Below are 4393 nucleotides of genomic sequence, written 5' to 3'. Positions count from 1 at the left end.
CCCGCCTTTGCGGCGCCGCCGCGGGTCAAGCTCGTGGTATTTCCGGGCGGTCACATGTTCTATGCGCGCGACGCCTCGCGACAGGCGTTCCGGAGCGCGGCCGAGGCGCTGATGAAGTGACGAGGCTAGTGGGCGACCACGAGGGTCGCCCCTACGCGGCGCCTGACGGTAGGGCGCCTTACGCGGTGCCCGACGGTAGGGGCGACCCTCGTGGTCGACCCCTTACCCTGATGTCGCTCAAGATCCCATTTCTTGCTGCGCGTGCGGCGCGCCGGCTCGCATCCGATGGATAAGAACTGGGTCGCGGTAGTGTCATCCCGTAAAAAGGAAAACGGCGCAACCCGGGGAGGTTGCGCCGCTTTGGAGGGGACCCCTTGAGACTTAGTAGACGAGGCCGGTGCCCGGGGGCTTGGCCATCGCGTCGGCGAGCGAGCGGTATTCCGGAGCCTCGGTGCCGACCAGCATCGCGATGCGGTTCAGATGATACTGCGCCTGTTCGCGGTTGCCCTGCTCGAGCGCCCAAAGGCCGTAATACTGCCAGGTGCGCACGTGGTCGGGATCGGCCGCCAGCGCGCGCTCGTACCAGACCTGCGACTGCTTGTAGTCGCCGAGCTTGCGATAGGAGTAGCCGATCAGGTTGGCGACGTCGGCGCGGTCGTCCTGTCCCAGCGCCTTCAACTGCTCGATCGCATTCGCATAGTCGTGGCGATCATAGATCGTCGTGTAGGCGGTACGATAACCCGCAAGGAATTTCGGGTCTTCGATGCTGGAGCTCTTGTCGCCTTTCTTCTTGTCCTTCGAGCTCGATGCCGGCGGAGAGGGAGTGTCGCTGCCAGCCGCATAGGCCTTCGTGAACAGCGGAGCGGCGGTCACCGCCATCGAGAACATTGCCAGCGTCAAGAGCCTGGTCGCAACTTTGTTCATGCATTTCTCCTGGTTTCCATTCGGCGATCTTGCAATGGATGCCTGGGGACATGAACCCTCAAGCGCGCCGAACATTCCCAGCCTTTCGCGTATGTTTGCGAAGATAGTGTGCCGACAATGGCACAAGATGCCGGCCATAACGTGACCAGTGAGGCAGCGCAAAACATGACGAGATTGTCATGGAGATGAACGGAAGCTGGCGCATCACTTCAGGGGGCATTCAGTGCGCCGGCAATAGGCTCCTCACCATGATCGAACAGCCCGGGCACTCCGGCCAGCTGAAGATCCTCATTCGAACAGGAGATGACCATGCTGAAAACGATTTCCGCGGCTCTGCTCGCGACCTCGCTCATCGCCGCGCCTGCCTTTGCTGCCGGTACGAAGAGCACCGCGACTTCTCCCGCGCAGACCACGCAGAGCAAGGCCGATGCGACGACCGGCGCGCAGACTGATCTGAAGACCGGCGCGGCGACCACCACCAAGTCGAAGGCGCTGAATGCCAATGCCAAGATGGGCAAGCGTCACAAGAAGCATATCAGCCATCTGCGCTATCACAAGCAGCACAAGGTGGCGGCCTTGAAGACCAAGAGCCACGCGAAGATCCAGGCCAAGGCGCCGGTCAAGAGCAGCCCGAAGGTGAGCTTCAAGCAGGCTCAGCCGTCGAGCAAGCGCGGCTGATCAAATTTTGCTCACCGCGTGTTGATCAGGCCATGCTGATCAAGTCGTACTGATCAAGAGCTTTGGGCCGGCCCGCGTCTGTTCCTGGTGATGCGGGCCGGCCGTCCTCGCCGTCCAAATCTTGTGGTCCAAATCTTGTGGTCCAAGTCCCTGCGAAGCGTTGGCATGCATGCCGATTTTCTTTTGCTGAGGGACGGTCTAGAAAGCGTCTGGGAATCGCGGGTGGTTTCGAAGGCGGGGTGCCCTTGTCGAGGTCAGCAAGATATCTGGCGGTCGTGCTGTTGCCGATCGCGCTTGCGGCTTGTGCCGGCGGCGAGAGTTCTGGGGGCATGGCCTTTACCAGCGATCGCGGCGTCGCCGACCAGCCTTATCCGAACAATTATCGCCCCGAGATCCTGGCCTTCATGCACACCTATCTCAATAATCCGGTGGGTGTCCGCGAGGCCGCGATGGCCGAGCCGGTGCAGCGTACCGTCGGCGGCCGGATTCGCTACGTCAGTTGCCTGCGCTATTCGTCGCGGGATTTTGACGGCAGCTATCACGGTGCGGGGGAGCGCGCCGTCGTCTATGTCGACGGCCGCCTCGACCGCGTTATCGAGAAAGCGGCGGAGGTATGCTCCGGCGTCACCTACGCGCCGTTCCCCGAGCTCGAGAAAATGGGCCGGTAGGGAGCGCCGTCCGATCACTTTCCGGCGAGCGCGTCGAGCCGCCGTCTTCACAGCCGCGACGAAACCAAGGGAGCGTTTTGGCGTTTTCCTGGCCGAAGGATGAACGGAACCGGTTGTTGCTGCAGTGCAACAGTTGCAAAGGCCCGCCGCAATTCGCATCTCAGGAAGGGGCTCACGAATTATATCCAAACCGTAACTAATTACGGCCCATGTTGTTTGTTAAAGGGCGTAGCGAGACTATGGGGATCGTCATGAAAAGGCTTCTGGTGGGAGCGGCCGTGTGCGCTGCCGTCGCGGCTCCGGCCGCGGCAGCCGACATCACGCCGAAATACACCAAGGCGCCGGCCATGACCGCTCCACAGGCGATCTATAACTGGACCGGCTTCTATATCGGCGGCCATCTCGGCGGGGCATTCGCTGACAACAACAGCCTGGAGGGTGGCGGTGGCCGCTTCCTGGGCGGCGTGCAGGGTGGGTTCGACTATCAGTTCGCCCCGAACTGGGTGATGGGCCTGGAGGCTCAATATAGCTGGCTGAACCGCAACACCACCGGCGTGACCTTTCCGGGCGGCGCCGTGGTTACCGGGCGGAACGACCAGCTCGGCTCCGTTACCGGCCGCGTCGGCTACACCTGGGGACCGGCCCTGGTCTATGCCAAGGGCGGCTTTGCCTGGCGCGACAACAATGCGATCGGGGTGAGCGTTGCTGGGGCGCCGGTGCCCTTTGCCACCACCGGCAACAACAAGGACGGCTACACCGTCGGTGCCGGCCTGGAATACATGTTTGCGCCGAACTGGTCGGCCAAGGCCGAGTACCAGTACTACAATTTCGGCAACACGACCTTCACCGCAGGCCCGCCGACGGTCGTCGGAACCCGCGTCAAGGATGACGAACACTCCGTCAAGGTCGGCGTCAGCTATCGCTTCGGCTGGGGCGGTCCCGTCGTCAACAAGTAGGTGGGAAGTAGGCGGGGCGCTGGGCTTGCGCCCGCTCGATGTTCTGCCGTCGGCAATGCGCCGGGCGCAACTCAGTCCCGTTTTTTCAGAATAGCCATTGCGCCGCCGGACCGCCGCGCTGCTCTGCAAAAAAATTTGCGGCCGTCGTGAAACTTTCTTCAGCAATCGGCTATTATGAGTCGCCGGGCTGGGTGGAAAAGCAACAATGCGTATTTGGGCGTCGGTACTCCTTCTATCTCTGATTGCGCAGCCCTGCCTTGGCCAGACTGTCCTGAAATCCGAACCTCTGGTGCTGGTGCCCTACGAGGTCGCCTTCGTTCAGGATGCCTCATGCGGTCCGAGCAAGGTGCTCAAGGTGACCGGAGCGATCAGGGGTCTGCATCGCAAGAAGGTTTGCGTCGAGCTTCCCTCAGAACAGGCTTCGCTGGCCGCGGCGACGCCTTAGTCTCCCAGGCTCCCCCGCGCACGTCACCCCTTGTCAGTTGCTGTTTCGATACGCAGGCAACAGCTCGCGGGCGGCGTGTCTGCGTGGATCGCTGCAGTCCGTGCATTTTTGCACGGGGCCGGGGCGGCCTTGAGTCGTTAACGAGTGGTAAATTCCGAAAAAAAGAATCCCCGGGACTCCCGGCGTAGAATCGCCGGATGGTCCCCGCCATGGGAACCACCCCACATACATTCTGCCACGGCATGCAGCTGCCGCTGAGCATCGGGCTGCTAATGGCTTGCGTGGCCAATCTGGCGCTGTGTTTGGCCTGGCTCTGAGCTTTAATTGCTCAGGATCATGGCCCGCCGCCGTGCGAACGCGCTGATCTCTCGGAAAATTTGATCTGGCTCCATCACCGCACACCCTGCCACGGCGAACCGGCGTGGCCGTGGAGGAAAGTTTAGGTGCGCCCCTCTGGGCGGCGCTGAGGCGGCGCGCCCGCCGCCGCGCGCGACTGATCGAGCGTCACGTCGGGCCGCCGGCCATTCGCGGCGCCGTCCGCCTGTCGCCGCACGGGTGCGGGCAATTCGTTGATCTCCGCGCGCAGCCTTGCCAGCGTCGCGTTGAAATATTCGTGGCGCTCGCGGTTGAAGCGCTCCTGATGAGCACGAAAGGCCGCGATCCGCGAGCGGATCTCGCTGGACATGCTGACCTGGTCGAACTTCCGTTCGAGCGGAGCCAGC

General features: G+C 62.5%; 5 protein-coding genes and 1 pseudogene. 4 read left to right on the top strand and 2 right to left on the bottom strand.

Annotation, left to right across the window (positions count from 1 at the left end; translation table 11 throughout):
* Window positions 1–381: 381 nt before the first annotated feature.
* Entirely contained in the window at window positions 382–924 is a 543-nt protein-coding gene (locus tag JOZ76_RS06715) for a tetratricopeptide repeat protein (protein WP_291697843.1), read from the bottom strand.
* Between the two features lie 309 nt (window positions 925–1233).
* On the opposite strand from JOZ76_RS06715, the gene JOZ76_RS06710 reads away from it, so the two are divergent.
* The 4 genes from JOZ76_RS06710 to JOZ76_RS06695 all read left to right on the top strand — a co-directional run bounded on the left by JOZ76_RS06710 (window position 1234) and on the right by JOZ76_RS06695 (window position 3671).
* Window positions 1234–1602, top strand: a complete 369-nt coding sequence (locus tag JOZ76_RS06710) for a His-rich protein BRANT (protein WP_291697842.1) — start codon at window positions 1234–1236, stop codon at window positions 1600–1602.
* A gap of 245 nt (window positions 1603–1847) precedes the next feature.
* Entirely contained in the window at window positions 1848–2270 is a 423-nt protein-coding gene (locus JOZ76_RS06705) for a hypothetical protein (RefSeq protein ID WP_291697841.1), read from the top strand.
* A gap of 251 nt (window positions 2271–2521) precedes the next feature.
* Window positions 2522–3226: an outer membrane protein gene (locus JOZ76_RS06700; RefSeq protein WP_291697840.1), complete on the top strand. Its 705-nt coding sequence runs from the start codon at window positions 2522–2524 to the stop codon at window positions 3224–3226.
* Between the two features lie 205 nt (window positions 3227–3431).
* On the top strand, window positions 3432–3671 hold the full coding sequence (locus JOZ76_RS06695) for a hypothetical protein (RefSeq protein ID WP_291697839.1): 240 nt from the start codon (window positions 3432–3434) through the stop codon (window positions 3669–3671).
* A 439-nt stretch (window positions 3672–4110) separates the two neighbouring features.
* Here JOZ76_RS06695 and JOZ76_RS06690 read toward each other — a convergent pair.
* Window positions 4111–4393 (bottom strand): annotated as a pseudogene (locus tag JOZ76_RS06690) (hypothetical protein); the annotation flags it as partial.

Origin of the sequence: Bradyrhizobium sp., assembly GCF_019244115.1 — a bacterium.
Lineage (GTDB): Bacteria > Pseudomonadota > Alphaproteobacteria > Rhizobiales > Xanthobacteraceae > Bradyrhizobium.
This window is presented reverse-complemented; position numbering and strand designations above follow the sequence as displayed.

Bases quoted from the DNA above. Each gene is read 5' to 3' on its own strand.
- JOZ76_RS06715 (WP_291697843.1), bottom strand. From the start codon at position 924: ATGAACAAAGTTGCGACCAGGCTCTTGACGCTGGCAATGTTCTCGATG.
- JOZ76_RS06710 (WP_291697842.1), top strand. From the start codon at position 1,234: ATGCTGAAAACGATTTCCGCGGCTCTGCTCGCGACCTCGCTCATCGCC.
- JOZ76_RS06700 (WP_291697840.1), top strand. From the start codon at position 2,522: ATGAAAAGGCTTCTGGTGGGAGCGGCCGTGTGCGCTGCCGTCGCGGCT.
- JOZ76_RS06695 (WP_291697839.1), top strand. From the start codon at position 3,432: ATGCGTATTTGGGCGTCGGTACTCCTTCTATCTCTGATTGCGCAGCCC.